The 26900-nt window shown below is 71.9% G+C and carries 22 protein-coding genes; 11 read left to right on the top strand and 11 right to left on the bottom strand.

Going from position 1 to position 26900, the window contains the following annotated elements:
* Positions 1-48 precede the first annotated feature (48 nt).
* Both ACFU5G_RS17380 and ACFU5G_RS17375 read right to left on the bottom strand, forming a co-directional pair.
* Complete coding sequence (locus ACFU5G_RS17380; protein ID WP_377247228.1) at positions 49-960, bottom strand: MurR/RpiR family transcriptional regulator; 912 nt, start codon at positions 958-960, stop codon at positions 49-51.
* Between the two features lie 108 nt (positions 961-1068).
* Positions 1069-2208, bottom strand: coding sequence for an N-acetylglucosamine kinase (locus tag ACFU5G_RS17375; protein ID WP_377247225.1), 1140 nt, complete (start codon positions 2206-2208; stop codon positions 1069-1071).
* Positions 2209-2384: 176 nt separating this feature from the next.
* On the opposite strand from ACFU5G_RS17375, the gene ACFU5G_RS17370 reads away from it, so the two are divergent.
* From ACFU5G_RS17370 to murQ, 6 genes are all read left to right on the top strand, one after another.
* Positions 2385-3446 (top strand): biotin/lipoate A/B protein ligase family protein, encoded by a 1062-nt coding sequence (locus tag ACFU5G_RS17370; protein WP_377247222.1) that lies wholly within the window; start codon positions 2385-2387, stop codon positions 3444-3446.
* Between the two features lie 204 nt (positions 3447-3650).
* Entirely contained in the window at positions 3651-4943 is a 1293-nt protein-coding gene (locus tag ACFU5G_RS17365; protein WP_377247219.1) for a sugar ABC transporter substrate-binding protein, read from the top strand.
* On the top strand, positions 4940-5938 hold the full coding sequence (locus ACFU5G_RS17360) for a carbohydrate ABC transporter permease (protein WP_377247216.1): 999 nt from the start codon (positions 4940-4942) through the stop codon (positions 5936-5938). The genes ACFU5G_RS17365 and ACFU5G_RS17360 overlap by 4 nt, the downstream gene beginning before the upstream one ends.
* The gene (locus tag ACFU5G_RS17355; RefSeq protein ID WP_377247213.1) at positions 5935-6855 is read left to right on the top strand and encodes a carbohydrate ABC transporter permease; all 921 of its coding nucleotides are present in this window, start codon (positions 5935-5937) and stop codon (positions 6853-6855) included. The genes ACFU5G_RS17360 and ACFU5G_RS17355 overlap by 4 nt, the downstream gene beginning before the upstream one ends.
* Before the next feature lie 30 nt (positions 6856-6885).
* Positions 6886-8685: a glycoside hydrolase family 3 N-terminal domain-containing protein gene (locus ACFU5G_RS17350; RefSeq protein WP_377247210.1), complete on the top strand. Its 1800-nt coding sequence runs from the start codon at positions 6886-6888 to the stop codon at positions 8683-8685.
* A gap of 131 nt (positions 8686-8816) precedes the next feature.
* A complete protein-coding gene (murQ, locus tag ACFU5G_RS17345) occupies positions 8817-9776 on the top strand; it encodes an N-acetylmuramic acid 6-phosphate etherase (protein WP_377247207.1) in 960 nt (319 codons plus the stop codon).
* 193 nt (positions 9777-9969) lie between these two features.
* Here the strand turns inward: murQ and ACFU5G_RS17340 are convergent, their stop codons facing one another.
* Complete coding sequence (locus tag ACFU5G_RS17340) at positions 9970-10512, bottom strand: GNAT family N-acetyltransferase (protein WP_377247204.1); 543 nt, start codon at positions 10510-10512, stop codon at positions 9970-9972.
* 78 nt (positions 10513-10590) lie between these two features.
* Complete coding sequence (locus tag ACFU5G_RS17335) at positions 10591-11373, bottom strand: YggS family pyridoxal phosphate-dependent enzyme (RefSeq protein WP_377247201.1); 783 nt, start codon at positions 11371-11373, stop codon at positions 10591-10593.
* 235 nt (positions 11374-11608) lie between these two features.
* Between ACFU5G_RS17335 and ACFU5G_RS17330 the strand changes: the two genes are divergently transcribed.
* A complete protein-coding gene (locus ACFU5G_RS17330) occupies positions 11609-12022 on the top strand; it encodes a YccF domain-containing protein (protein ID WP_020013676.1) in 414 nt (137 codons plus the stop codon).
* 45 nt (positions 12023-12067) lie between these two features.
* Here ACFU5G_RS17330 and ybaK read toward each other — a convergent pair whose 3' ends face one another.
* Positions 12068-12574: a Cys-tRNA(Pro) deacylase gene (gene ybaK / locus ACFU5G_RS17325; protein ID WP_377247198.1), complete on the bottom strand. Its 507-nt coding sequence runs from the start codon at positions 12572-12574 to the stop codon at positions 12068-12070.
* Between the two features lie 198 nt (positions 12575-12772).
* Here ybaK and ACFU5G_RS17320 point away from each other — a divergent pair, with 198 nt between their 5' ends.
* A complete protein-coding gene (locus tag ACFU5G_RS17320; RefSeq protein ID WP_377247195.1) occupies positions 12773-13525 on the top strand; it encodes a TSUP family transporter in 753 nt (250 codons plus the stop codon).
* A 75-nt stretch (positions 13526-13600) separates the two neighbouring features.
* Here the strand turns inward: ACFU5G_RS17320 and ACFU5G_RS17315 are convergent, their stop codons facing one another.
* Both ACFU5G_RS17315 and ACFU5G_RS17310 read right to left on the bottom strand, forming a co-directional pair.
* Positions 13601-14971: a hypothetical protein gene (locus tag ACFU5G_RS17315; RefSeq protein ID WP_377247192.1), complete on the bottom strand. Its 1371-nt coding sequence runs from the start codon at positions 14969-14971 to the stop codon at positions 13601-13603.
* A gap of 318 nt (positions 14972-15289) precedes the next feature.
* Positions 15290-18121 carry a DEAD/DEAH box helicase gene (locus ACFU5G_RS17310; RefSeq protein WP_377247189.1) on the bottom strand — a complete coding sequence of 944 codons (2832 nt, stop codon included), beginning with the start codon at positions 18119-18121 and terminating at the stop codon, positions 15290-15292.
* 311 nt (positions 18122-18432) lie between these two features.
* Between ACFU5G_RS17310 and ACFU5G_RS17305 the strand changes: the two genes are divergently transcribed.
* Positions 18433-20076, top strand: a complete 1644-nt coding sequence (locus ACFU5G_RS17305) for a DUF222 domain-containing protein (RefSeq protein WP_377247186.1) — start codon at positions 18433-18435, stop codon at positions 20074-20076.
* A 120-nt stretch (positions 20077-20196) separates the two neighbouring features.
* On the opposite strand, the gene ACFU5G_RS17300 is transcribed toward ACFU5G_RS17305, so the two are convergent.
* Positions 20197-21429 (bottom strand): DMT family transporter, encoded by a 1233-nt coding sequence (locus ACFU5G_RS17300; protein ID WP_377247231.1) that lies wholly within the window; start codon positions 21427-21429, stop codon positions 20197-20199.
* A gap of 276 nt (positions 21430-21705) precedes the next feature.
* Between ACFU5G_RS17300 and ACFU5G_RS17295 the strand changes: the two genes are divergently transcribed.
* Entirely contained in the window at positions 21706-22263 is a 558-nt protein-coding gene (locus ACFU5G_RS17295; RefSeq protein ID WP_377247183.1) for a CGNR zinc finger domain-containing protein, read from the top strand.
* A 122-nt stretch (positions 22264-22385) separates the two neighbouring features.
* Here the strand turns inward: ACFU5G_RS17295 and ACFU5G_RS17290 are convergent, their stop codons facing one another.
* Both ACFU5G_RS17290 and ACFU5G_RS17285 read right to left on the bottom strand, forming a co-directional pair.
* Positions 22386-23054, bottom strand: coding sequence for an AAA family ATPase (locus ACFU5G_RS17290; protein WP_377247180.1), 669 nt, complete (start codon positions 23052-23054; stop codon positions 22386-22388).
* Positions 23051-23836 carry a phosphotransferase gene (locus ACFU5G_RS17285; RefSeq protein WP_377247177.1) on the bottom strand — a complete coding sequence of 262 codons (786 nt, stop codon included), beginning with the start codon at positions 23834-23836 and terminating at the stop codon, positions 23051-23053. The genes ACFU5G_RS17290 and ACFU5G_RS17285 overlap by 4 nt, the downstream gene beginning before the upstream one ends.
* Before the next feature lie 158 nt (positions 23837-23994).
* On the opposite strand from ACFU5G_RS17285, the gene ACFU5G_RS17280 reads away from it, so the two are divergent.
* Entirely contained in the window at positions 23995-25389 is a 1395-nt protein-coding gene (locus ACFU5G_RS17280; RefSeq protein ID WP_377247174.1) for a DUF418 domain-containing protein, read from the top strand.
* Here the strand turns inward: ACFU5G_RS17280 and ACFU5G_RS17275 are convergent.
* Positions 25368-26198, bottom strand: a complete 831-nt coding sequence (locus ACFU5G_RS17275; protein ID WP_377247171.1) for a phosphotransferase — start codon at positions 26196-26198, stop codon at positions 25368-25370. The genes ACFU5G_RS17280 and ACFU5G_RS17275 overlap by 22 nt on opposite strands.
* Between the last annotated feature and the right edge of the window lie 702 nt (positions 26199-26900).

Below are 26900 nucleotides of genomic sequence, written 5' to 3'. Positions count from 1 at the left end.
CCGCAGCGGTTCTACTTCGCCCTGGTTCTACTTCGGCGCGGGGGGAGGTCAGGCGACCGGGGTCGCCGGGCGCTGCTCCGCCTTGGTGGTCCCGAAGTCCAGGCGCTGGTCGCGCACCGCGTCGTACGTCGCCTTGATCGCGATCGACGACCGGTCGTAGGTGCGCTGCGCGACGCGGACGAACAGGTAGTCCACGACGGTGAGCTGCGCGATGCGGCTCGACATGGCGCCCACGCGGAACTGTGTCTCGCGCGCGGTGGTGGCCAGCACGACGTCGGACACCAGGCCGATCGGGGCGTCCGGGAAGTTCGTGATCGCCGCCGTCAGCGCGCCGCGCTTGCGGGCGATCTCCAGGGCCTGGTTGGTCTCGCGGGTCTGGCCCGAGTGCGAGACCGCCACGGCCACGTTGCCCGGCTCGAGCAGCGCCGAGGAGGCGAGCTGCTGGTGCGGGTCGGGCGAGCTGAACACGAAGACGCCGATGCGCTGCAGCTTCATCGCGAGGTCGGCGGCGGCGAGGTTGGACGACCCGACGCCGTACACGTCGACCCGCTTGGCCTCGGAGATCGCCGTGGCGACCCGCTCGATCGCCTCGGTGTCGATCATGCGCGCGGTCTCCTCGATCGTGCGCGCCTCGTGGAACGCGATCTTGGAGACGACGGCCTCGATGTCGTCGGTCTGGTTGATCTCGCCCTCGGCGATGCCGGACCGCTCCATCTCGACCTCGCGGCGGCTGGTCGCCTGCGCGAGGTCGATGCGGAACTCGGGGTAACCGGCGTAGCCGACGGCGCGGCAGAACCGCACGACGGTGGCCTGTGACGTGTCCGCGTGCCCGGCGAGCTCCGTGATGGTCGACTGGACGACGGTGTTCGGGTCGTCGAGGACCGTCTGCGCCACTCTCGCCTCCGCGGGCCGCAGGGTCGGCAGTGCTCGCCTGAGTCGGACGAGGACGTCACCTGTCATGTCGCATCTCCCGGGAAGGTGTGGTGAGGCTGGGTCGAGAACATACACCCGTACCGGGGATCCGGGCACAGCACGTCAGTGAAGGACCATGCGGGTGACTGCCGTCGCTCACTGAAGCTCGTCACCGGGCAGGTCAGTGGCCGACAGCTGGGCGGTGAGCACGTCGGCGGCGCCCACGTCCTCGGGGGTGTCACGGCTGGTGTGGTGGCCGTCGACGCGGATGGTGAGCCACGGGCGGAACCCGGTCACCGAGTGCGGTGCCTCGCGCAGCCGGCGGGCCAGGTGGAGCGCACCGTCGAGCGGCGAGCCCTGGCTCGGCACCAGCGAGACGTCGGGGCGGTCCTCGGAGAGGTGCTTGGTGAGCGACACCGTGAGCGGCGACTCCTCCTGGACCAGGCGACCGGTCGTGGAGGCCAGCGGCGGGATGTCGCGGCCCAGCGCGCTCGCGAGCGTGTCGGCGAGGTGCCGGCCCGCCTCCTCGAGGATGCGGATCGACGTGCTGTCGCCCTCGGCGGCCGCGATCATCACCTCGGGGGCCATCGACGCGAGCTGCTTGGCGCGCTCGGCGTTCTTGTAGAACTGGTTGGGCCAGCTCTCGATGAGGCCGAACTTGGCGACGGCTGCCTCGAGCAGGCGCTTCGAGGCGCCACGGCTCGCGCCGTCGTGGTAGCGACCGGCGGCGCGCAGGGCCTCGCCGCCGACCCAGACGCCCGCGCCCAGGTCACCGAGCAGGTGGCCCCAGCCGTCGGCACGGCGCCAGCGGTTCACGCCGTCGTAGCCGAACGCCACGGCGCCGGTACCGACGGACAGCACCGCACCGGCGCGTCCGCGCAGGGCGCCGAGGTGGGCGGTGAGCGCGTCACCGGCGACGGCGGTGCGGTTGGTCCGCAGCTCGCGCGCCAGGATGTCGTGGATGTCGAGCGGCTTCTCGACCAGGGAGGTCAGCCCGGTCACGCCGACCGCGGCCGAGGAGACGGGTGCGGTGCTGCCGTCGCTCATGCCGTGGTGGCCCATGCGGGCGGCCCACGCGTTGAACGACTGGCACAGGGAGGCGACGACTGCCGAGGCGTCGCTGCCGTGGTGGTTCACCTTGACGGCGCGCCCGCTCAGGCTGATGCGCTCGGGGTTTACGGAGTTGCCGAATTCGGCGACCAGGCGCGAGCCGCTACCGCCTACGTCGAGAGCGACGACCCAGGCGTCGACGGTCTCGACCGCCACTCCATCAATGCCCTGTGAGAGTTCCGACACCAGGTCATTCTGACACGAAACCAGGGCAAGGTTGTCTAAAGAGAAGAGGAAATTATGGTCTGTTCTGCTGCGTCTTCTCGCCAAATATCGGACGTGCCCGACGTCGGTGCCTGCCTTCCGTACCTAAGGCGGCTCCGACGTCGGACACCACAGGCACCGTCGCCTAGTGTGAACACGTGCGAGGAGAGTTCAAGGTTCCACTCGGAAAGCTGGTTCGTGTCGAGACCGAGGTGGACCGGGCGGCGGGACCACCCGGCCGCCTGGTCGGCACCCGGGTGAGCGGGGACTTCTTCCTGGAGCCCGACGAGGCCCTGGAGGCCATGGGCGAGGCCCTCGACGGGATGCCCGCGGACGCGTCCAAGGCGCAGCTCGCGGAGGCGGTGCGGACGGCCCTGGACGGCGCCACCGCCGTCGGCTTCGACGCCGACGCCGTGGCCGTCGCCACCCGGCGTGCGCTCGGCCACGCGACGGCCTGGGACGACCACGAGTTCGAGGTGATCCGCACCCCTGCCGTCTCGCCCCTGCTCAACGTCGCGCTCGACCAGGTGCTCACCGAGGAGCTGGGCGCGGGGCGCCGCGGGCCGACCCTCCGGTTCTGGGAGTGGGACGAGTCCGCGGTGATCATCGGGTCGTTCCAGTCGCTGCGCAACGAGGTCGACGCGGAGGGGGCCGCACGGCACGGCGCCCGCGTGATCAGGCGGATCTCCGGGGGTGGGGCCATGTTCATGGAGCCCGGCAACACCATCTCCTACTCCCTGTACGTGCCGGGCTCGCTCGTGGACGGGCTGAGCTTCGAGCGCTCCTACGCGTTCCTCGACGACTGGGTGATCGGCGCCCTGCACGGCCTCGGCATCGACGCCACCTACGTGCCGCTGAACGACATCGCCTCGCCCGCCGGCAAGATCGCCGGCGCCGCCCAGAAGCGGCTCGCCGGGGGCGCCGTCCTGCACCACGCGACCATGGCCTACGACATGGACGCGGACAAGATGACGGACGTGCTGCGGATCGGCCGCGAGAAGCTCAGCGACAAGGGGACCCGCAGCGCCAACAAGCGCGTGGACCCGCTCCGGTCGCAGACGGGGCTCACCCGCGCCGAGGTGCTCGACGCGCTGGAGGCCTCGTTCCGCGAGCGGTACCGGACCGTGCCGGGCGAGGTCACGCCCGACGAGTGGCGGCGGGCGCAGGCCCTGGTCGATTCGAAGTTCGGCACACCGGAATGGACCGCACGCGTGCCTTAGGAGCGGGCGAAAAGGGGGCGTGCCATGATGGGCAATCACGGTTTGGTAACACCCCTAGCAAGTACTTCACCCGGTCAGTAATCTCCACGCAATGCCGCGTATTGGGAATTTCATTTCTTGGAAATGTGACCTGGCTACTCTCGCGGCTCTTGGCGCAAGGCCCCGCAAGACCCAGCGCAGGACCAGCGGAAGGAAGCCCAGACGATGACCCGAGCGATGCGACGTTCCCTGGCGGCGGCAACCGGAGCACTGCTTGTCGCGGCCACGACGGCAGCCTGCGGCGGTGGTGGAGGCGGCGACAGCGAGGGTGACGGCACCCTCAGCGTCTGGATCATGCAGGGCACCAACCCCGACGCCGAGGACTTCTTCGCCGACGTCTCCACGGCGTTCGAGGAGGAGACGGGCGCGACGCTCGACGTCGAGTTCGTCGAGTGGGGCGACGCCCACGACCGGTTCGTCACCTCCATCGCGGGCGGGACCACCCCCGACGTCGCCGAGACCGGAACCACCTGGACACCCGAGTTCGCCGACGCGGGCGCGCTCGCCCCGCTCGACGAGTACGTCGACGGCGCCGGGGTCACCGACGACCTGGTCGAGGGCCTCGTCGAGGCGGGCACCTACGACGAGCAGCTCTACGGCATGCCCTGGTACGCCGGCGTTCGCTCGCTCGTCTACAACACGGAGATGTTCGAGCAGGCCGGCGTCGAGCCGCCCACCACGTGGGCCGAGCTGGAGGACGCCGCAGCCGCCCTCAAGGAGGAGTTCCCCGACAAGGTGGCCGTCGCCGTCCCCGGTGACGCCGAGTTCACGGTCTACCCGTGGGTGTGGGCGGCGGGCGGCGAGGTCGCCACGCTGGAGGGCGACACCTGGACCTCCGGGCTCGACAGCCCCGAGGCGCAGGAGGGCATCGGGTTCTGGACCGGCCTGGCCACCGAGGGCGGGTACTCCTCCAGCGGCGCCACCACCTGGCGCGAGACCGACGTGCTCGACTCGTTCGCCGCGGGCGACGTCGGCATGGCCGTCATGGGGTCGTGGACCCCGGGCGCGATCGTCGAGGCCAACCCCGACATGGAGGGCAAGTTCGCCGCCGTGCCGATCCCGGGCCAGGACGGCGGCATCGCCCCGTCCGTGCTCGGCGGCTCGCACCTGAGCATGTTCGAGACGGCCGAGGACAAGGACCTCGCCTGGACGTTCGTCGAGATGATGACGACCGGCGAGTTCGCGCAGCAGTGGGCCGAGCAGTCCGGGTACTTCCCGGGGCAGGTGTCGCTGCTGGACGAGACCCTGGCCAGCACTGACCCGCTGGTGGCGCCGTTCGCCGAGCAGTTCGTCGACGGCGGGGCCTCCGTCCCCGCCGCGCCCACCTACGGCGCGGTGCAGGCCAAGCTCACCACCAGTACGATGATGCAGTCGATCCTCTCGGGTGACGCCGACGTCGCCACGGCGTCCACGGCCGCCGCCGAGGAGATGACGAGCATCCTGAACGGCGCTGGATGACGGCGCCCGCGCCGCCCACCCCGGCTCCGTCCACCCCGTCCGCGCCGTCCGCGCCGTCCGCCGGCTCCGGTGCCGGGCGGGTGGCCGGCGGGTGGGCGGGCCGGGCCCGGGCCGCCGCCGTGCGGCCCTGGCTGCTGCTCGCGCCCGCGCTGCTGGTCCTGGCGGTCCTGCTCCTGTGGCCGCTGGTGCGGGTGGGCCTGTTCTCGCTGCAGGACTACGGCCTGCGCGAGATCACCACGGGCGAGCCCAACTGGATCGGCCTGGAGAACTACCGCGAGATCCTGACGACGCCCGAGCTGTGGACGGTGGTGCTGCCCAACACCGTCGGGTTCGCCGTGCTGTCCGTGGTCGGCACCGTCGCCTTCGGCACGGCGGTCGCGGTGCTGCTCGCGTCGCTCGGCACCTTCTGGCGCACCGTCACCTCCAGCGCGATCATGGCGGCCTGGGCCATGCCCGCCGTCACCGGCACGTACGTGTGGGTGTGGATCTTCGACGCCGACCGCGGCGTCTTCAACGACGTCCTGATGAACCTCGGGCTGCTCGACGACCCGACCAACTGGTTCACCAACCGGTGGACGTTCTACGCGATCGTGCTGCTCAACGTGATCCACCACGGTTTCCCGTTCGTGGCCGTGACCGTGCTCGCGGGGCTGCTCGGCGTGCCGAAGGAGATGCTGGAGGCCGCCGAGATGGACGGCGCCGGCTCGTTCCGGCGCTTCTTCTCGATCGTCGTGCCGCAGCTGCGGCAGGTGTTCGCCGTCGTGATCATCCTGTCGACCATCTGGGACTTCAAGGTGTTCGCGCAGGTCTACCTGATGCCCGGCGGGGCCGGGTCCAACCGGTCCGTGCTCAACCTGGGCGTGTGGTCCTACGTCGAGTCGTTCGGGCAGAACCGGTACGGCTTCGGCTCCGCGATCGCCGTGCTGCTGACGGTGCTGCTGCTCGTGGTCACCGCGGTCTACGTGCGGACCGTCCTCGCGGAGGAGGAACGATGAGCGCCACCGGCACACCCCCGCACACACCCCCGCGCACACCTCCGCGCGGGGTGAGCCGCACCCGGCCGGGCCCGCAGGTGCTGCGACGCGGCGGGCGCCGGTCGCCCCTGCGACAGCTCGGCAAGGGCGTGCTCGTGGCGCTGCTGCTCGTGTTCACGCTGTTCCCCGTCTACTGGATGCTGAACAGCTCGCTCGACGCGCAGGCCGGGCACACCAGCAGCTTCTGGCCCGCCGAGCCCACGCTCGAGCACTACGTGTTCGTGCTCACGGAGGGCGGGTTCGGCACCTTCCTGCGCAACTCCCTGCTCGTCGCGCTCGGCACCGTGGTCATCTCCTCGGCGCTCGCCCTGCTGGCGTCCGTGGCGGTGGCCCGCTTCCGGTTCCGGATGCGCACCCAGATCCTGATGCTGGTGCTCATCGTGCAGATGGTGCCGCTCGAGGCGCTCGTGATCCCGCTGTTCGTGCAGGTCCGCGACCTGCAGCTGCTGGAGACCCTGACCGGCCTGATCGTCGTGTACGTCGCGCTCGCCCTCCCGTTCGGCATCTGGATGCTGCGCGGGTTCGTGGCGGCCGTCCCGGTCGAGCTGGAGGAGGCCGCCTACCTCGACGGCGCGAGCTGGGGCCGCATGTTCTGGTCGGTCCTGCTGCCCCTGGTGGCGCCCGGGCTGGTCGCCACCAGCATCTTCGGCTTCATCACCGCGTGGAACGAGTTCATCTTCGCGATGACGATGCTCGGCGGGTCGACGGAGAACTACACGGTGGCGATCGGGCTGCGCTCGTTCTTCGGCGTCCACTCCAACGACTGGGGCGCCATCATGGCGGCCTCCACGATCATCACGGTGCCGGTGATGATCTTCTTCATCCTGGTCCAGCGCCGGCTCGCCTCGGGTCTCACGGCGGGGGCCGTGAAGGAATGACCGGGACGAAGGAATGACGAGGGCGCAGGAATGAGCGAGGCGCCGACGGGGCCGACCCGGACGGAGCGGGCCGTCAACGGTGTGCTCCTGCCGGGGTTCGAGAGCTCTGTCGGAAGCTCCGGCGGCGACTCTGTCGGCGGTTCCGGCGGCGGCTCCGGCAGCGCGGTCCCGGCCTGGTTGGCGGACGCCGCCCGGGCCGGGCTGGCCGGCGTCGTCTACTTCGCGCGGAACACGCCGGACGTCCCGACGACGGCGGCGCTGTCGGCGGCCCTGCACGCGATCTCGCCGGACCTGGTGATCGCCGTCGACGAGGAGGGTGGCGACGTGTCCCGCCTGGAGGCGGCCGACGGCTCGTCCCTGCCCGGGGCAGCCGCGCTCGGCGAGCTGCCCAGCGCCATCTCGCTGGACGCCGGGCGGGCGCTCGGCCGCGTGCTCGCCGCGACGGGCATCGACCTGCTGCTCGGCCCGGTGCTCGACGTCGTCTCCGAGCCCGACAACCCCGTGATCGGGGTGCGCGCGTTCGGCACCACGCCCGACGCCGTCGCGCGGCACGGCATCGCGTTCGCCCGCGGCGTGCGGAGCGCAGGCGTGGGCGTGTGCGGCAAGCACTTCCCCGGCCACGGCGCCACGACGGTGGACTCGCACGTGGGCCTGCCCGTGGTGGACGAGCCGCTCGACGTGGTCCGGGAGCGTGACCTCGTGCCGTTCGCGCGGGCGCTGTGTCCCGAGGGGCGGGCTGGTGCCGATCAGACACGTGTCGATCAGGCCGGTGCCGATCAGTCGCGTGTCGATCAGTCGCGGCTCGACGCCGTGATGACGGCGCACGTGCTGTTTCCAGCCGTCGGCCCGGCGCCCGCGTCCGTGGAGCCGGCGGCGACGCGCCTGCTGCGCGACCTCGGACACGACGGCCCGATCATCACCGACGCCCTGGACATGGGGGCGTTGCGCGAGCTCACCGGCTCGGTCGGCGAGGCCGCCGTCCGCGCGATCGAGGCCGGCGCCGACCTGCTCTGCCTGGGCCTCGATCCCGGCCTGTACACCGAGTCGTACGACGCGCTGAGCCGGGCCGTCGCCTCCGGACGGGTGCGCGTCGAGCGGCTCGAGGAGTCCGGGGCGCGCACGCGCGCGATGGTCGCGGCGGTCCGCGACCGGCGGGCCGCCGCGGGAGCGGTGACGGACGCCGCCGTCGCGCGCCAGGCGCTCGCGGAGCTGGCCGAGCTCGGGGCGGGCATCGCCGACGCCGTCGTGCGCGTGTCGGGTACGGGTCTGGTGCCGCTCGGGCCCGACGCCGCGCCCGACGTCGTCGACCTGCGCGTCCGGCTGGACCACGCCGCCGGGCGCAAGGCCCGGCACGTCCAGACCGCGATCGCCGCCCAGTGGCCCGGGGCCAGGATGTTCCCGGAGGCGGACCCGCCCGGGGGGTCGTCCCAGGGGCCCGGACAGGACGATGATGGACTTCCAGTGCTTATTGCCCGATTCACCCGGTACGGTGTATCGGCGGATCTCGACAGGATCGGTACCGAACGTGGCGCAGAATTTCCTGGGGGGCCTCCTGCGGAGGATCCCGCGAGCGCTCCGCGTCGTGCCGAGCCGCTCGTCGTGATCACCCGGGAACCGGTCCCGGGTTCGGTGGAACGCGCCCGGCTGGAGCGGCTGTGGGCCGTCCGGCCGGACCTGGTGGTGGTGCACACGGGACTCCCGGGTCCGGTCGGGGACTGGTTCGGGACGCTGAGCGGTGGAGGCCCCGCGGTCGTGGTGGCGTGCGGTACCGGGCGGGCCAACGCGGCGGCAGCCGTGGTGCGCTTGAGCGGTCGCGGTAGCGAGAAGTAGCAGCAGTCGAGCAGTAGTAGTCGAGCAGTCGAGCGGTCATGAACGATGAGCACGAAGTCCGGATCAGCACGAAGACCGGATCAGCACGAAGTCCAAGAGCACAGAGCAAGAAGAACGAAGGGGGCTCACCGATGATCGCGGAGGCGGGATTCGAACGGCACGCACAGTCGGCGCCGCGCCCGGTCTCACCCACCGAGGAGCGCAACCCGCGCACCCGTGACATCGACGTGGTCTCCACGGCGGACATGGTGCGCATGATCACCGACGAGGACGCCGCCGTCATCGCCGCGGTACGCGCGGCACACCCGCGCATCGTCGAGGCGATCGACCTCGCGGTGGAGGGGATCCGCGCCGGCGGCCGGGTGCACTACGTCGGGTCGGGCACGTCCGGCCGCATGGGCCTGCTCGACGCGGCCGAGCTCCTGCCCACCTACGGCGTGGGCGAGGAGATGTTCGTCCCGCACCTGGCCGGCGGCCTGGGCGCCTTCAAGAAGGCAGCCGAGGGCGCGGAGGACGACGTCGCGGCGGGCGCCGAGCTCGTGTCCGACGTCGGGCCCGCCGACGTCGTGTTCGGCATCGCGGCCAGCGGGAACACCCCGTACGTCGGGGGAGCGCTCGACATGGGCCGCTCGCGCGGGGCACGCACCGTGCTGCTCGCGTCCAATCCCTTCGCCGCCCTGGCGCCGAAGGCCGACGTGCCGATCCTGGTGAACACGGGGCCGGAGGCCATCACGGGGTCCACCCGCATGAAGGCGGGCACCGCCCAGAAGATGGTGCTGAACACCTTCTCGACGGCCGTCATGGTGCGGCTCGGGAAGACCTACTCCAACCTCATGGTCGAGGTGCTCGCCACCAACGAGAAGCTGCGCAAGCGTCTGGTGCGCCTGCTCACGCAGGCCACGGACCTGGAGGCCGACGTGTGCGAGAACGCACTCGCGGCGACCGACGGCGACCTGCGGGCCGCGCTCGTGATGCTCGTCGCGGGCGTCGACCGGTCCGCGGCGCTGGCGGCGCTCGCCGTCGAGGCCGGAGGGTTCAGCGGGCCGTCGGTCCGCGAGGCGCTGGCGCGGCTGGGCATCGAGCCGGCCTGACCCGCCTGCTCGGCAGCAGGCCAGCGAGTGCGCCAGGGTGATGTCGGCGGGTTGCGGTGGGGTCGGCAGTTCGCGTCAAGATCGGCAGTTCGCATCGAGATCGGCACAGGTCTGTGCCGATCTCGATGCAAAGTGCCGAACTTGCTAGTTCGCCTGGCTAGCTGGCTGAGCTAGTTGAGCCGGGTCAGCCGGGTCAGGCCGCGGCGGCGGTCCGGCGTGTGGCCGTGTCGCGGACGTCCGCCGCGAGCTTGGCCACCAGGACGTCGCCGCCCTTGGTGAGCTGCTGCCCGCGCTCGGAGAAGCCGAGGCGGCCGTGGAAGCGCATCGACCCGGGGTTCGGCGGGTTGAGGTTGACCTCGCAGGTGACGACGTCGTGGCCCGCGGTGCGGGCGGCGTCGAACACGGCGTCGTAGAAGAGCTGGCCGATGCCGCGGCCGCGGGCGCCCTCGCCCACCACGATGCGGTCCACGTACAGGTGGTCCAGGCCGCGCTCCTCGAACCAGGCGTAGTTCTCGCCTGCCCAGTCCTCGCCGCCCTCGAGCGCGACGACGAAGCCGAGGGGGTCCGTGGGCGCCGCCGGGTCGACAGCGACCAGGGCGAGCGACGAGGCGTCGAGCAGCTCGGACATGCCGTCGGCCGGGGTGTCCGGGACGGCGGGCACGGAGGCGTTGTTCAGCGTCACCAGGTGCGAGATGTCGGCGTCGGTCGCGGGGCGCAGGACAGTGGCCGTGGACATGGCTCGATCACTCCAAGGAGTCGGCAGGGGAACCCGAAGACACTAGCCGCCAGGCCCCTCGCACGTCTGTGACCTGGGTCAAAGAGTGGTGGCGGTCACGGGGCGCGGGCCGAAGACCGCCGTCCCCACGCGCACGATCGTCGCGCCCTCCGCGATCGCGAGCTCCAGGTCGCCGGTCATGCCCATCGAGAGCTCCGTCGCCGAGGCCGTGCCCGGGGCGCCCGACGCGAGCACCTCGTCCCGGATCGTGCGCAGCCGGGCGAAGCCGGCACGGACGGTCTGCTCGGGAGAATCCGCCAGGCGCGCGCCGATCGTCATGAACCCGGTCAGGCGCAGGCCCGGCAGGGCGGCGACGGCGGTGGCGAGCGCAGCGGCGTCCTGCGGTTCCACGCCGGACTTGCTCTCCTCGCCGGTGACGTTGACCTGGACCATCACGTCCAGGGCCTGGTCGCCGGTGCGGTCGTCGCGCACGCAGCGCTCCGAGATCGCGCGGGCCAGGTCGAGCGAGTCCAGCGTCTCCAGGCCCGTGGCCGTGGCCAGCACCTGGTTGATCTTGTTGCGCTGCAGGTGACCGATCATGTGCACCTGCAGCGCGCCGTCCGCCACCCGGTCGGCCACGGCCGGCGCCTTCGCGACGAGCTCCTGCACGCGGTTCTCGCCGATCAGATCGACACCCGCGGCCAGCGCCTCCAGCACGGCGTCCGCCGTCTGCGTCTTGGTCGCGACCAGGAGCCGTACCTCGTCCGGACGGCGCCCGGCGGCCTCGGCGGCCGTGGCGATGCGCTCGCGGACGACGGCGAGCCGCCCGGCGACCGTGCCGGGCGACTGCTGGGCTGGGGTGAGCTGGGGCTGGTCGGACACGGGGTGAGTCTATTTCGGCGTGCCGGGGCGTACGGACGTCGGCAGACTGGACGGGAGGTCGTGGCGGGACGACGGCGCAAGGTCGGATCAGCGCAGGGTCGGATCAGCGCAGGGCCTGGTCGGCTCAGAGTCGGATCAGCGCAGAGTCTGATCGGCTCAGGGTCGGATCGGCTCAGGGTCGGATCAGGGGGGTGCCTGGTTCCCTGACCTGTTGCTCTACGGAAGGATGGGTCCCATGAGAACGCTGCTGAACATCATCTGGGTCATCTTCGCGGGGTTCGGGCTGTGGCTCGGGTACATGCTCGCGGGGATCATCTGCTGCCTGCTCATCGTCACCATCCCGTTCGGCGTCGCGTCCTTCCGCATCGCGGGGTACGCCCTCTGGCCGTTCGGGCGTGAGGTCATCGAGAGCCCTCGCTCCGGCATCTTCTCCCTGATCGGCAACGTCATCTGGGTGATCGTCGCCGGCTGGTGGCTCGCGCTGGGCCACGTCATCACCGCGATCCCGCTGGTGATCTCGATCATCGGCATCCCGATGGCCTGGGCGAACCTCAAGCTCATCCCGGTCTCGCTCATGCCGCTCGGCAAGCAGATCGTCCCGAGCGACGCTCTGCTGCCGACCTACCGCAAGCAGGTAGCCGCGGCCTGACCGGCGCTGAGCCTTGTAGCCGCGGGCGGTCTAGTCGCGGCCAATCTAGTCGCGGGCGATCGGGGCCGTCGTCCCGTCCGTGAGTGTCAGCAGGTCGGCCGGCGCGAGGCCCACGTCGAGCCCGCGCCGGCCGCCCGACACGTAGACGACGTCGAACGCCTCGGCGGACTCGTCGAGCACCGTCGCGTGCCGGGTCTTCTGCCCCAGCGGCGAGATGCCGCCCACCACGTAGCCGGTGGCGCGCTCGGCCGCCGCGGGCTCGGCCATCGCGGCCTTCTTGCCGCCGGCCGCGCGGGCCAGGGCCTTGAGGTCCAGCTTGCGGTCCACGGGCACGATGCCCACCACGAGCTTCCCGTCGACGTCGGCCAGCAGGGTCTTGAACACCTGCGGCGCGTCGACGCCGATCGCCTCCGCGGCCTCCATGCCGTAGCTGAGGTCGCTCGACGGGTCGTGCTCGTAGGCGTGCAGCGTGTGCGCCGTGCCGGACTTCTCCAGCGCCACGACGGCCGGGGTCCCGTGGCTGGCGCGGGCGGACTTCGAGTTCTTGGCCACGAGGCGATTGTGCCGTGCGGCCCGCGGGCCGGCGCAACGGTTTTGCGGTACGGACGCGTCGTCAGGTCGGGCGTCGGGCCGGGCATCAGGCGGGACGTCGGGCCCGGCGCCGGACGGGGTGTCGGGCGGAGCGCCAGGCCGGGCGTCGGGTCAATCCCCTGGAGTCCGGTCGGAAACTGCGCGGCTAGCGTAGGGGGAGTGCTTGCCCTCCTGCTCCTCGCCATCCTCGTCGGGGGATCCCTGCAACGCGTGGCGGGAATGGGCTTCGGGCTCGTCGCCGGGCCGTTCATCGTGCTCCTCATCGGCCCGATCGAGGGCGTCATGTTCGTCAACCTCGTGGGCGCGCTGATGGCGCTGCTCGTGCTCGGGCGCACGATCCGCCACGTGAACTGGCGCCGCTACGGCTGGCTGGTGAGCGCCTCGGTGGCGATGAGTGTGCCGGCGGCGCTGGTCATCCGGGACGCGAGCGCGTCGGCCCTGGAGATCGGGGTGGGCGGCGTCGTCGTGGTGGCCATGACGCTCGCGCTGGTGACCTCGCGGCTGCGGGGCGCGGAGCGGCCCTTCGCGCCGGAGGCCCGGCTGCCGCTGCTGGTCACGGGTGCCGCGGCCGGATTCGGCAGCGTCGCCGCCGGGATCGGTGGTCCGCCCATCGCCGTCTACTCCGTGCTCGACCGGTGGGACCCGCGCGACTTCGCGGCCACCGCCCAGCCGATCTTCCTGACCAATGCGATCGCCGCGATGACGGCCAAGCTCCTGGTCGCCGACGTCACGTTCCCTGACTTCGCCGTCTGGGAGTGGGTGACCGTCGGCGTCGCGCTCGTGGCGTCGATCGGGCTGGGCGAGCTGCTCGTGGGCCGGATCTCGGCGAGCGCGACGCGCAAGGTGCTCGTGACGCTCGCCTACATCGGTGGGTTCGCGACCCTCGGCCGAGGGCTGCTCGGGCTGGTCTGATCCCCCCTCCCGACGTGTCAGACGTACAGGTCACCGGGGTGACCTGTACGTCTGACACGGCATCGTGCCAAGGGGCTAGTCGAGCGGCCCCAGGACCATCGACGGCTCGCCCGACGGCGTGAGCCTGGCCGCCCCGAGGTTGCCGACGGTGCAGCTCCCGCTGCGCGGGTTCCCGGCGTTCCAGACCTGGCGCAGGCAGTTGCGCATCGCGAGCTGCCCCCAGTAGCTGGGGTGCAGGGACTCCTGGACGTAGTACGGCGAGTCGCCGATGGTGGAGACCGTCCGGATCTGGTTGACCCACTCGGTCCGGTCGACCGCGCCGGCCGACTGCCAGCTGGGCAGGCCCACCTCCTCGTACAGCCCGACGCCGCTCTCGCACAGCCGCTTGCCGTCGAACGCGTGCGTCATGTCGAGGGTGCGGACGTTCGGCAGTCCGACGTCGGCGGCGGCACCCAGAAGTGCGCCGTTGATGGTGGGCAGGGCCGTGGAGTTGGCCCAGTCGGCGTCCCGGTTCCACAGGCCGCACCCGCCCGTGGACTGGCGGGTGTACCCGGACTCGGAGTAGCGGATCCCGGAGCCGTTCGGCACGGGCGACGGGTAGGTCTGGACCACGAGGGTCCACTGGCTGGTGCTGTACCCGGCGTCGGCCATCGCGGTCGCGACGTTGTCGAGCGCCCCCACCACCCGGGACCGGACGTCGGCGACGTTCGAGGCGGTGAAGTTGGCCGCGACCGAGCTGTCGTCGTGGCAGTAGTTCTTCCACCAGGTCGGCGAGGTGAGGAAGTTGACGACGCAGGACTGCACGACGCTCGCGAACTCGAAGTCGTTTCCACCGATCGAGACGACGACCATGCGCACGTTCCTCGTGGCGGCGGCCTCCTGGAGCATGCGGGCCTGGCCCTTGCCGGCCGAGCCCTCGTAGAAGTCGATGCCCGGCTTGAAGTTCGTGCCGGTCGACGTGGCGGTCGTCGCCCCGCTGCACGCGAGGTTGAGGCCCTCCACACCGCCGCCGATGTAGGCCTCGGCGGACGATGCGCGGTGGCAGCGTGCGATCGTCTCGCCCGTGCCGGAGGCGTTGTCGAAGTAGGCGGTCGGGCCGAGTGCGTCGGCCCGGTCAGAGTCGCTGTTGGAGGCGCCCGCCCAGCGTCCGGCCTCGCCGGAGATGTAGGAGTCGCCGAGGGTCACGACCCACGGCGTGCCGACGCCGGGGCCGTCGGCGGGGAGGGGAGCCGCGGTCGCCGGGGCGGCTGCCGGTACTGCCGCCGCGAGAGCCGTGAGCGTGGCGAGGCAGGCGGCGAGACCGGCGGTGACGTAGTTGCTGAGGTAGCCGCTGAGGAAGTTGCTGAGGGGCCGTCGGGCGGCCGGGTGGCGGGCGTCCTGGGGCCGCCGGGTTCGTCGGGTTCGTCGGGGGCTGGAGCGGTCGGGAGAGGGCAGGTGCGTCGTCATTGGCACTCCTGTGTCCAGGCAGCGCCCGAGCGGCGCTGCTGACCGGATCTTCAATACCGGAGTTTATGCCACGGCCGAACTTGGGTAAATAGACGGTAAATCACCCGGGAAATGTTCTTCCCGGGTGCTGGCGACCCCGGCCACCCGGCCACCCGGGCGACTGGGTGGCCGGGCGGCGTCGGCCGCCCGGCCCGGCGCCCTGGATCTGGCTGCTTTGATCTGGCTGCCGGCCTAGATCTGGCCGCCATGGTCCTGCGGCCCTGATCTGGCTGCTTTGACCCGGCTGCTTTGACCCAGCTGCTTGGTTCCGGGGCCGGCCTAGATTTGGCCCACGGACAGCACGGTCAGCACGACCTCGCCGGCCTCGTCGCTCGCCGCCAGGTCGATCAGCGCCGTGATCGCCCAGTCGCGGTTGCGGTCGGCGTCGTCGAGCACCTGCCGCACCCACCACGTGCCGGGCTCGACGCGGCCGGTCGTGCCCTCCTGTCCGCCGGAGCCGGCGCTGCCGCTGGTCCCGCTGGTCCCGCTTGCCGGCAGCTCCGCGCCGGGCTCGAGGATCGTCAGCAGCGCGGCCGACCGCGCCTCCGGGCCGATGCCCACGGCGTCGTCGCCCTGTTCGTCGAACAGGGGGTCCAGGGCGTCGCCCCACGCGTCGGCGTCCCAGCCCTGGTCCAGTGTGGCCAGTGCCGGGTAGGCCTCGCGCGCGACGAGCTCGACGCGCCGGAACATCGCGTTGCGGACCAGGCGCCGGAACGCGCGCGGGTTCCCGGTGACGGGCCGCGCTGGTGCCTCGGCGCCGGCGTCGGCCAGCTCGCCGTCGGTCACGAGGTCGGCATCGTCGTCCACGGGGTTGGCCAAGCGCTCCCACTCGTCGAGCAACGAGGAGTCCACGCCGCGCACGAGCTCGCCGAGCCACTCGATGATCTCCTGCACCTCCTCGGTGCGGTGCTCGTCGGGGACCACCTGGCGGACCGCCCGGAAGGCGTCGGCGAGGTAGCGCAGCACCACGCCCTCGGTGCGCTCCAGCCCGTAGACGCTCACGATCTCGGCGAACGTCATGGCCTTCTCGACCATGTCGCGCACCACGGACTTGGGCGACAGCTCGGCGTCGGCCACCCACGGGTTGGTGCGGCGGTAGGTCTGGAACGCGGGCTCCAGGAGGTCGGCCAGCGGCTTGGGCCACGTGACCTCCTCCAGCAGCTCCATCCGCTCCTCGTACTCCAGCCCCTCTGCCTTCATGGCGGCGACGGCCTCGCCGCGCGCCCGGTTCTGCTGCCCCATCAGCACCTGGCGCGGGTCGTCCAGGGTGGCCTCGATGACGGAGACGACGTCGAGCGCGTGCGTGGGGCTCTCGACGTCGAGCAGGTCCATCGCGGCCAGCGCGAACGGCGACAGCGGCTGGTTGAGCGCGAAGTCGCGGGGGAGGTCCACCATGAGGCGGGCGGACGGCCGCATGCCGCCGTCGCCGTCGGGCACCCGGACCTTCTCCACGACGCCCGCGAGCCGCAGCGAGCGGTAGATGCGGAAGGCCTGCCGCACGTGCTCGGCCTGCTGCGTCTCCGAGTCGTGGTTGGCGGTCAGGAGGTGGCGCATGGCGTCGACGGGGTCGGTCGCGCCGGTCTGGCCGTGTCCGGTGCCGTGCCCGCTGCCGTGTCCGGTGCCGTGGCTGGAGCCGCGCGCCAGCACGTTGAGCACCATCGCGTGGTTCACGCGGAACTGGGAGACCAGGGGCTCGGGATCGGCGTCGCGCAGGCGCTCGAAGGTGGCGTCGGTCCAGTTCACGCTGCCGGACGGCGCCTTCTTGCGGACGATCTTCTTGAGCTTCTTCGGGTCGTCGCCGGCCTTGGCCAGGATCTTGCGGTTCTCGATGACGTGCTCGGGCGCCATGACGAGCACCTCGCCCACGGTGTCGTACCCGGCGCGGCCCGCGCGTCCGGCGATCTGGTGGAACTCGCGCGCGCTGAGGTGGCGCATGCGCTCGCCGTCGAACTTCACCAGGCTCGTCAGGAGCACCGTGCGGATAGGCACGTTGATGCCGACACCGAGAGTGTCGGTGCCGCAGACGACCTTGAGCAGGCCCTTCTGCGTCAGGCGCTCCACCAGGCGCCGGTACTTGGGCAGCATGCCCGCGTGGTGCACGCCCACGCCGTGCCGCAGGAACTTGCTGAGGATCTTGCCGAACCCGGTGCCGAACCGGAAGGCGCCCATCTCGGCGATGATCGCCTCCTTCTCGGACTTGCTGGAGACGTTCATCGACAGCAGGGACTGCGCCCGGTCGACGGCGTCCTTCTGCGTGAAGTGCACGACGTACACCGGCGCGCGGTGCGTGGTCACCAGCTCCTGGATCACCTCGGTCAGGGGCTCGACCACGTACGAGAAGGTGAGCGGCACAGGGCGCTCGGCGCCCGCGACCTCGGCGACGGGCCGGCCCGTGCGCTCCTCGATGTCCTCGCGGAGGCGGGTGGTGTCACCGAGGGTGGCGCTCATCAGGATGAACTGCGTGTTCGTGAGCTCCAGCAGCGGCACCTGCCACGCCCAGCCGCGCTGGGGGTCGCCGTAGTAGTGGAACTCGTCCATCACGACCTGGGCGATGGCGTCGTCGTCGGCGGCGGTGTCGCTCTCCTCCGCGGCGTCGCCGCGCCGCAGCGCGAGGTTCGCCAGGATCTCGGCGGTGCAGCAGATGATCGGGGCGTCCGGGTTGACGGCGGAGTCGCCCGTCATCATGCCGACGTTCTTGGAGCCGAACGCGGCGACCAGGTCGAAGAACTTCTCGCTGACCAGTGCCTTGAGCGGTGCCGTGTAGTACGTGCGGCCGCCGCGACCGGAGCGGTGGGCCGCCAGGGCGGCGAACTGCGCGCCCATCGCGACCATCGACTTGCCGGAGCCCGTGGGTGTCGCGAGGACCACGTGGGACCCCGTCATGACCTCCAGGAGGGCCTCCTCCTGGTGCGGGTAGAGCGCGCGCCCGCCCGCCGCGGCCCACTCGCCGAACTTCTCGAACAGGACGTCCGGGTCGGGGTCCTTGCCCGTGGGCGCGGGCAGGTAGGGGATCAGGGTCCCTGCCGGCTTCGGGGCGCCCGACGTGGCGGGTCGGTCGGCGGAGGTGGGGGCGGTCGAGGTTGTCGACGTCGTCGAGGAGGGCGCGGTCATGATGTTGCCCATTCTTGCAGGGGGTGAAGCGGGACGACGATGTCGGGCGGGGTGCCGTCGTGGGCGGGCTGCCGGAGGGGTGGAGGAGACCGTCGTGCCGTGGTTGCGCCAAGGGAGTGCGACCACAGGGGGCCTCGTTGACGAGTTGTGCACAGATTTGAGTTCTGAGCTCTGCGGCGGACGTTTGTTCTCTACGGTGGTGGTGGATCGAGACGGTGAGTGCTGTCTCATGGGTGTCGGTCTGGTGCTCGTTCTGGGTTGTGGCCCGGTCTTGTTCGGGGTCGTGGTGGCGTGGGAAGGAGGTGACGGCCGTGGTTCTCGAGGTGACACATCCGGTGGGAGACGAGGCGGGTGCCCCGCGCGGGGTGGCGGACGTCGTCGCCGACCTGGGGCGGATCGTCGACGAGCTCGTGGAGGTGGCGGGTCCGGAGGCGCTGGACGTGCTGGAGTCTGCTGGTGCTGGTGCTGGTGCTGGTGCTGGTGTCGGTGTCGGTGAGGTGGCGGACCGGCTCACGGTCCTGTCGCCGGTGCTGCGCAGGGCGGTGCACCGCCTCGATGTGCTGCGGGTGTCCTGGCTGCCCAGGATCGAGGCGCACGGCCTGTGGGCGACCGATGGGTCGCGGACGTTCCCGGCGTGGCTGTCCCGGCGGGAAGGCGTGCGGTTCGGCACGGCGAGCCGCGACGTGAAGGCCGGACGTCGGCTCACCGCACACCTGCCTGCCACGCTCGCCGGCGCGCTGGCCGGCCGGGTGGGACCCGAGCAGCTGCGCGCGATGATCGACAAGGCGCCGACCTCGGACCTGCGCGCGGAGGCGCTCGCCGAGGAGGTCCTGGTGGACCCCGGTGTGACCGAGCTCGAGGTGATCGGGAGTGCCGGGCCCGACGACGGTGACTCCGGCGAGGCTGACGGGGGCGCCGCTGATGGTGACGCCGGACCGACCGGCGTGACGATGACGGGCGAAGAGCTGCTGCTGACCCACATCGACCTGAACACTCCGGACGGCTTCCGGCGCATCGTCGACCGGTTCGCCGACCAGGCAGACCCCGACGCCGACGAGCGGGGCTACCGGATCGCGAAGGAGCGCGAGCACCTCGAGCTCTCCAAGACAATGGACGGCTTCCACGTCAGGGGGTTCCTCACCGACGAGCACGGCCACGCCCTGAGCGCGGCCCTCGGGTCCGTGATGGGCAAGCCAGTGCCGGGCGACGACCGGACGGCGACCCAGCGCCGCGCGCAGGCGCTCGCGGACCTCGCGCGCTCCGCGCTCGACAACGGCCGGACCGGTTCGGGGGCCGCGGTGCGGCCGCAGATCAGTGTCCTGGTGTCGCTCGACGAGATGGAACGCCTGGTCGCGCGGGTTGGAAGCGGCGAGGCTGCGGGTCCTGGCACTGACGCCACCCGGGGCTCTGCTGGTGCGGCTGGTGCGGCTGGTGGTGGTGCCGGAGAAGCCGCTTCCGTGCGGCCTAGCGCAGCGTTCGAGTCGATCCCGCCGACACTGGCCGGAGACGGGCGCGACAGCGTCATCCCGAGGACCCTGTTCCGCCGGTTGGCTTGCGACAGTGCCATCACACGGGTCGTGTTCGGCCCGGACGGTGCGGTGCTCGACGTCGGGCGGGCGCATCGGACGGTGACCGGCCAGATGCGCAGGGCAGTGATCGCCCGGGACCGGCACTGCGTCTATCCGTCGTGCGATCAGCCGCCGTCGCGCTGCGAGGTCCACCATGCCGTCCGGCACTGGGCCGACGGCGGCGAGACTTCCGTGGCCAACGGCGCCCTGCTCTGCTACCACCATCACGACCTGGTCGACACGACCCACGTCGCCATGCGCTGGCGCGAGGGCGTCGGAGGGTGGGCCTTCACCGACCGGCACGGTCGGACGATCGCCGATCCCGCCGCACCAGCCGAGACCGCGATCCCGCTCGGTGCGGGCGAACCGCCGGACCGGGCAACGTGACGGCGCCCGGCGGTGCACCAAGTGCTTGTGACGCGGGCAGTGCTTGTAACGCAGGCAGTGCTTGTGACGCAGGCAGTGCCTGGTGGTGCCCGTTAGTGCGTGTGGCGGTCTCTGGTCGCTCTACCGAGTCGTGGTCGGTGTGACGCCGGCCGGCTCGTCACCCGTCGGCTGGTCGCCCGTCGGCTGGTCGCCCACGAACTCGTCGGCTGTCGGTTGGTCGCCCGCCAGCTGGTCGGGTGCTGGCCGCGCCGTTCCTGGTTCTGTGCCCGCGGACGCTGTGTTCGTGAGCGCGCCGCTGACCGGGTCAGTGCTTGCCAAGTCAGCGCTTGCCGGATCAGCGCCTGCCAGGCCAGCGCGCGCGGGGCCAGCACTCGCCGGGCCCGCGGCTGCGGGTGTTGCGCTCGCGGCAACCGTGTCCGCGGGGACGGGACTGGCGGGACCTGCGCTGGCCGGGCCCGCGTCCACGCGCTTCTCGCCGGCCTGCACCGCGATGACGCCCGCGAGGATCAGCGCGCCGCCTACGAGCTGGATCGGCTGCGGGAGCTCGCCCAGCAGCAGCCAGGCGAAGCCGATGGCGGACACCACCTCGAACAGCCCGACGAAGGACGACAGCCTGGGGCCCAGCAGGCGGCCCGCAGCGATCCCGGCGACGTACGCGAAGCCGGCGGTGATGATGCCGAGGCCGAGGACCGGCAACCACCAGGGCACCGCCGTGCCCGCGTAGACCGGCGGTGCCGTGCTGTACTCCAGCGGCATCAGCCCGGTCGCGCCGAGCACCCCCAGGGCCACGGTGGCGGTCGTGAGGCCGCCGGCGGCGAGGGCGAGCGGCGGCAGGCCCGTGTCGACGTTCGCGTTGATGACGAAGTAGGTGGAGACACCGAGCATCGCGACCAGGGCCCACGCGATTCCTACCGGGTCGACGGCGGTGGCTCCCGGCGCACCCGAGATCAGGTTCAGCACGAGCACCAGCCCGACGGCTGCGAGCAGCGTGCCGCCGATCGTGGCCCGGGTCGGGCGTTGTCCGTGGCGCAGCCAGAACCAGAGGACCACGGCCGCCGGGGCCGTGTACTCGATGAGCAGGGCCGGGCCGACCGGCATGTGCTGGACCGCCGAGAAGTACGCGAACTGGCAGCCCGCGACCGACACCGCGCCGTAGACCGCGATCAGTCCGAGGTTCTTCCGCACGGGCCGCCAGTCACCGCGCAGCGACACGATGCCGAGCGGGAGTACGACCAGGGTCGCGATCGCAACGCGCACGAGGACCATCGCACCCGGACTCCACCCGGTGTCGAGGAGGCCGCTGGCGAACACCCCGGACAGGCTGAACGCCACGGCGGACGCGCCGGCGAACAGCAGGCCCAGCGTGAGGTGCCGCGACGGCCCGGAGCTCGCGAGCCGCCATCTGTTCGGCAGGCGTCCTGCCCGAGGTGCGGGGCCCGGCCCAGGGATATCTGACTTCGAAACGCCAGTCCCAGAAGTCCCCGGCTCCGGGATGCCTCGCCCGGAGTTACCGGGCTCGGAGGTGCCCAGCCTGGAGATGCCCCGCCCGGAGTTACCCGGCCCGTTGGTGTCAGGTGTCACAGCGCCCATGAGTCCTGACGCTACGGGCGGGGCGAGTAATGTGTCAACGTGGTTTTCACTCATGACACCGAGGAATCGCTCCAGGCCGCCGTCGTGCTCGTGAACGCGGCCGAGCCACCGGTCTCGATCACGACGGTGGCGGACCTGGACGCGTTCTTCGCCGGGCAGGGGTACACGGGCCGCCACGACAGCACCCAGGCGGAGCTGGAGGAGGTGCTCGGCCTGCAGCCCCGGCTGCGCGAGCTGCTCACGGCGGACCGGGACTCCGCGGCCGGCCTCGTGAACGAGATGCTCGCCGACGCCGGCGCGGTACCGCAGCTCGTGCGGCACCCGCCGGCCGACTGGCACATCCACGCCGTGCCGAGCGATGCGCCCCTTGCCACCCGAATCCTGGTCGAGACGGCGATGGCGATGGTTGACGTGATCCGCGACGACGAGCTCTCCCGCCTCGCGGTCTGCGCTGACAATGACTGCGAGGGAATCGTTCTTGACCTGTCCCGCAACCGGTCACGCCGGTACTGCTCCACGACCTGCAGCAACCGCAATGCCCAGGCCGCCCACCGCGCGCGGCGCGCCGACCAGGCCGCGGCAGTTCAGGCGGACTGAGCAGATCGGGCGGACTGGGTGGATCGGACTGGGCGGATCGGGGGAGCGGATCGGGCGGAGCGGATCGAGCGAGCGGGCCGAGCGGATCGAGCGGGCCGCGTGAGCCGGGTGAGCCGGCTGGATCAGCCCTCGACCGTGTAGCGGGTCCGGCCCGAGGCCATGGCGGCGACGATCGCCTCTGCCACCCCGGCGACGTCCTCCGGCAGATCGCTCAGCACCGCCCCGGGCGGGCCGGCGGGGCGGGGCGAGCCGCCCGAGCCGGCTGAGCCGCCCGAGCCGCCCGAGCCGTCTGAGCCGCCCGAGTCGACCGAGCCGGCGGGGTCGACCGCGCCGGGCAGCGTCGCCCGGACGAAGTCGTCGTGCATGTGCCGGGCCGCGTCGAGATCCGTGAAACCGTGGCCCGTGCGCGTCTCGACCCGCTTCAGGCAGGTCTCCACGGGCGGCAGCAGCACCACGTAGTCGAGCGCCTCGACGCCGCTCAGCCGGGCGAACGTGGGCAGGAACCACGGGCCGATCACGCCGTCGTAGACGACGGCCATGCCGCCCGCCGCGAAGCCGCCCGCGGCGGCGGCCGCGGCACGGACGGTCGTGTCGTTCTGGGCGTGCGACTCCGGGAGCCACGGCGGGACCATCCCGCGCCGCAGGAACCGGAAGAACGCGTCGCCCTCCACCAGGACGCTCGGTTCCCACAGGTCGGCCAGCGCCTCGGACACCGTGGACTTGCCCGAGCCGGGAGGGCCGGTCACGACGAGCAGCCCCGGGGCGACGTCGTCGGCCGTCGCCCCGCTCATCCGAGGTCCCAGAGGAAGCGGTAGTAGGCCACGCGGTCCGGGTCCTCGTCGATGCCGTAGCCCTCGTAGACCAGGTGGTCGTAACCCTCGCCGTAGTTCCAGGCGAGGCTGTAGGTCGCGACGGCGAGGTCGGCCCAGCGGTCGGCGACGCCGAGGCCGCCGAGGTCCACGTGCCCGGCCCACGCGCCGTCGTCGTCGAGCAGGGTGTTGGGCGCGCAGGCGTCACCGTGGCAGACCACGAGGCGGTCGTGGTCGGGAGCGTCGGCGGCGCGGGCCCGCGCCTCGACCGACCAGCCGACGGCGGCGTGGCCCCGTGCGGCACGGTCCTCGGCGACGGCGATCCGGTCCTCGACGCTCCAGGTCCACGGGCACTCCTCGACCGGCAGGACGTCGTGGAGCGCCCGGAGCCCGGCCCCGATGGCCCGCGCCGCGGTCTCGGGTTCAGCCAGCCAGCGCGGGTCGACGGCGGAGCGGCCGGTCATCGCGACCGTCACCAGCCACTGAGCCTCGTCGTCGGACCCCACCTCGAGCACCTGCGGCACCGGCGTGTACGGCGCTGCCCAGCGCATCCGGGCGGCCTCGTTCGTCAGGTCGACGCGCTCGGTCGTGGCCCGGTCGCTGTAGGGCATCCACTTGACGAAGTAGGGGCGCTGCTGCGCGCCCGGGTCGACCTGGAACGTGAGGCCGCCCAGCTCGTTGCGCCAGGCCGGGGTGATGACTCCGTCGCCGGCCAGGTCACGCACGACGTCGGGCACCGAGGCCGCTTCGGTGGGGATGGTCATGGGGTCAGCGTGGCAGACCTGGTCGCCGGACCACGAAGTGAATTCCGCGCCTGTGCGCGGCGTGCTGGTCTCGCCTCCTCCGAAGGATGTACGTGCGCCCCGCAGAGATCGCCCGAACGGCCGACGCCGTCGCATCCCGGTCGGGACAGGCTCGGACCATGGCCACCAACCCGTCATCGAGCACGTCAGCACCGCAGGCGTCATCACTGCGGGCGTCGTCACCGCCGGAGTCGTCGTCGCCGGAGTCAGCGCTGCCGGAGCCAGCATTGCCGGCGACGGCGTCTTCAGGTCCAACGGGCGCGACCGGTCGCATCCTCGCGCTCGACGTCCTGCGGGGGATCGCGATCCTCGGCACGCTCGCCAGCAACGTCTGGCTGTTCAGTACCCCGGGTGGCCCGGCCGCGTGGATCTCGGACGGTTTCGCGACGGACGACCCGGCGCGGACGGTGCTGCAGGCCCTGTCCAACGGGAAGTTCCTCGCGCTGCTCACCCTGCTGTTCGGGGTGGGGCTCGAGCTGCAGTACCGGTCGATGGTGCGTCGCGGCATGCCGTGGCCCGGCCGGTACCTGCTGCGTGCCGCGATTCTCCTGGTCGAGGGCTTCCTGCACTACGTCCTCGTCTTCGAGTTCGACGTGCTGATGGGGTACGCGATCGCGTCCGTGCTCGCCGCCTACCTGATCGGGCGGAGCGACCGGGTGGTGCGGGTCTGGGCCGGCGCGGTGGCCGGCGTCTACGTCGTGGCGATCGCGGGCTTGACCGTGCTCCTGGCCATGACCTCGGACGCGTCCACTGCCGGCGCGTCCACGGCTGGCGCGTCCACGGCTGGCGCGTCCACAGTCGGCGCGTCCGGGACCGGAGGCGGGGCGTCCCTGTCGACGGCGAGCTGGCTGGACCAGGTCCTGGTGCGGCTCACCCACATGGACGTGTTCCGGATCGAGCTGTTCCTGATCGTCCCGTCGGCCACCGTGCTTTTCCTGGTGGGTTCGCGCCTCGTGCGCGCCGGCATGTTCTCCATGACGCCGGACGGCGCGCGGCTGCGCCGTCGGCTCGCGTGGATCGGGCTCGGGGTCGGCATCCCGCTGAACGCGCTGACGACCTGGGCCGGGCCGACCTGGGTGCTCGTCGACCGGTACCTGGTCCCGCCGCTGGTGGCGCTGGGCATCCTCGCGCTCGGCACCACGCTCGTCGCCCGAGCGGGGTCAGGGAGCCGGTCAGGGAGTCGGCCGGGGAGCCGCCCGGAGAGCGCGCTGGATAGCGGCCCGGAGAGCAGGCCAGAGGGCAGGCCGGAGGGCAGGCCGAGCCTGCTGCGGCGCGGTGTCGAGGGTATCGGGCGGACGGCGCTGTCCTGCTACGTGCTGCAGAACGTGCTCGCCTCGGTGATCTGCTACGACTGGGGACTCGGTCTCGCGGGCGGCGACGCGTGGCAGGTCGTGCTGATCTGGGCGGCCATCTCGCTGATCCTCATGGTGGCGGCGCCCCTGTGGCTGCGGCGGTGGTCGCGCGGCCCGATCGAGCTCGTGATGCACCGGGTCTACGACGCACGGCGCAGGTGATGCTGTGGGCCGGTCTGCCGGCGCGGGCGTTCCGCGCGGCGTACCCGGAGTGCCTCCTCGACGTCCCACAGGGCCCGGTAGTAGGCCGTGCGTTCGGGGTCGGGTGCCACGCCGTAGGCGGCCAGCACCAGCGGCTCCAGGCCGGGGCCGTAGCGGCGGGTGACGCTGCGCGTGGTGACCGCGATGTCCGACCAGCGGTCGGCCACTCCCAGGTCGCCGACGTCGACGTGGGCCGCGAACCGGCCGGCGCTGTCGAGCAGGGTGTTCGGGACCGTGGCATCGCCGTGACACACGACGAGGCGGTCCACGGGCGGCGGGTCGGCGAGGGCGGCGGGAAACCGGCCGCGGTCCGGTGTGGTGGCTGCGTTGGGTGCGGTGGCTGCGTTGGCTGGGGAGGGCGCGGGGGGCATGGGGGATGTCGAGAGCGCGGTGATCCTTGATGCCGCGGACGCCGCAGGCACCGGCGACGTCGCCGAGCCGGCAGCCGGACCGAGGCCGACACCTCGCAGGGTCGCGACCCGCAGCTCCGCGGTGCGGATGAACGGGCAGGTGTCCGTCGGGAGTGCGTCGTGGAACCGGCGCAGGCCCATCCCGATGGCGATCGCCGACCGCTGGGCGAGTGTGCGCCACCGCGGCTCGATGGCGGACGTCGCGACCGCGTCGTCCGCTTCGACGGCCTCGGTCAGCAGCCAGGAGCCGTGTGCGTCCCGCCCGACGTCGAGCACCCGGGGGACCGCGGTGAACGTGCCGGCCCAGATGAGCCGGTCTGCCTCGCCGACCGGGTCGGGGCAGGACGAGGAGCGGGGCACCCACTTGAGGTACGAGCTCGCGGTGTACCTGCGCCCGGGACGCTCACCCCCGGGACGCTCACCTCCGGGATACTGACTCCCGAGGCGCCGACCCCCGAGGTGCTGACTCCCGAGGTGCTGACTCCCGGTGCGCTGATTCCCGGGGTGCTTGTTCTCAGGGTGCTGATTCCGGAGCCGCTGGCTGCTGGAATACGGGCTTCCGGGGAACGGATCCGGCGCGGTCCGGGACGACGCCGCGCCCGGCGCCGTCCGCCGGTCCTCGAGGCGGGCGGTGAAACCGCCGTACTCGTTGCGCCATACGGGAACTACCGTCGCGCCGGGCCGTAGTCGTCCGGCCAGGATGTGCACGACGGGCGGTACTTCGACAGGCGTCGGACTGATGCCGACCAGCGAGCTCGACACGGCACCATCGTCCCATAGAGCGGGTGAAAAATGGCTCCGGGTTCACCGTGTGGGCGGGAACTGGGCAACATGGGGCGTCGGCTACTTCGGGTCGCCATCCACGTGTGAGCACCGCCGACGTGTGAGCACTGCCAACGGGTGGGCACCATCGTTGTATGAGTGCCTTGCGTGAGTGCCTTGCAGGAGCACCTTGCAAGCGCTGCCCCTTTGTGAGCACTGCCCCTTCGTAGGCGCTACCGCCGCCCTTGCGGGCGCTCGGAACGCCTCCGGGGCCGGGCGTCCGACGCGTGTGATGGCGTC

The sequence above is a fragment of the Promicromonospora sp. NPDC057488 genome (genome assembly GCF_042802395.1).
Lineage (GTDB): Bacteria > Actinomycetota > Actinomycetes > Actinomycetales > Cellulomonadaceae > Promicromonospora.
Note: the sequence above shows the minus strand (reverse complement) of the source record. Positions and strands in the feature narration are given on the sequence as shown.